A 1,313-nucleotide genomic window follows, 5' to 3' on the forward strand; every position below is an offset into this window, starting at 1 on the left:
TTGTGATGAACACCACCCGGCAGAGCAGCAAGGATGCATTTCGATGCACCTGACCCACAAGATCGCCCTGCGCCCGACTCCCGAGCAGGCGGACTACTTCGCCCGGGCCTGTGGTACGGCTCGAAAAGTGTGGAACTGGGCACTGGACGAGTGGAGCAAGCAGTACGCTGGCGGTGGCAAGCCGAACGCAATGGCGCTGAAGAAGCAGTTCAACGCCATCAAGTACGAACTGTACCCATGGCTCAAGGACATTCACCGGGACGCGCATGCCCAGCCGTTCACCCATCTGGGCAAGGCCTGGACCACCTTCTTTTCAGACCTCAAGGCCGGCAAGCAGGCGCACGAACCGCGCTTCAAGAAGAAAGGACGCTGCCTGGACAGCTTCTACGTTGCCAATGACAAGTTCTCACTGGACGGAAAGTCCATCCGGCTCCCGAAGATCGGGACCCTGGCCATGACCGAGACGCTGCGCTTCGAGGGCAGGATTCTCGGTGCCACCGTCTCGCGCACGGCCGACCGCTGGTTCGTCGCCGCCCGAGCATCAGGCGCTGCGCCGCCGCAGCGGGCACGGCACCGTGGGCGTGGACCTCGGCCTCGAAGCCGCCGCCAGCCTGTCGAATGGCGAGAGCATCCAGGCGCCCAGGCCGCTCAAGGCCGCCCTGCGCCGGCTGAAGATTCGCAGTCGGAGGCTGAGCCGCCAGCTCGAAGCGGCCAAGCTGGCGGTGGGCCTGGCTCCAGGTGCCCGACCGCCCAGGGGCACCCGACTGCCGGTGTCGAACAACCGGCGCAAGTCCGCTGCGAAGTTGGCGAGGCTGCATGCCCGCATCGCCAACCTCAGAGCGGATTTCACCCACAGGCTCACGACAAGGCTCTGCCGCGAAAACCAAGCGGTGGTGATCGAGGATCTGAACGTGCGGGGCATGCTGGCCAACGACCGGCTGGCCAGGGCGATCAGCGACGTGGGCTTTGGGATGTTCCGCCAGCAGATGAACTACAAGGCGCAGCGCTACGGTACGCGCCTGGTGGTAGCCGACCGCTGGTATCCCAGCAGCCGGCTGTGCTCTGTCTGCGGCTGGAAGTACGAGGCGCTGACGCTGAGGGAGAGGACGTGGGCCTGTGCCGACTGCGGCACGCACCACGACCGCGACCACAATGCGGCGCGCAACCTGGAACGGCTGGCAACCGCAACTGCCCTACCCGTGGCGAGTCCGACCGGCAACGGCGGCGCTGCGGCGGGGAGGGTCCCCGCCGTAGTCGGGAAAGTGACGCCTGTCAGTCATGAATGCGGCCAACAAGGCGCGTCAGGGCAGGAA

1 protein-coding gene and 1 pseudogene are annotated in these 1,313 nt (G+C 65.9%); both read left to right on the top strand.

The annotated features are described in order from the left end of the window. Nucleotides 1–43 precede the first annotated feature (43 nt). Nucleotides 44–121: pseudogene (locus EV691_RS24355) on the top strand (helix-turn-helix domain-containing protein); the annotation flags it as partial. A 370-nt stretch (nucleotides 122–491) separates the two neighbouring features. Continuing rightward, the coding region (locus EV691_RS23675) for an RNA-guided endonuclease InsQ/TnpB family protein (RefSeq protein WP_207390302.1) at nucleotides 492–1,313 on the top strand (822 nt) is incomplete at its 3' end.

Source organism: Azotobacter chroococcum (assembly GCF_004339665.1).
GTDB classification, from domain to species: Bacteria; Pseudomonadota; Gammaproteobacteria; order Pseudomonadales; family Pseudomonadaceae; genus Azotobacter; species Azotobacter chroococcum.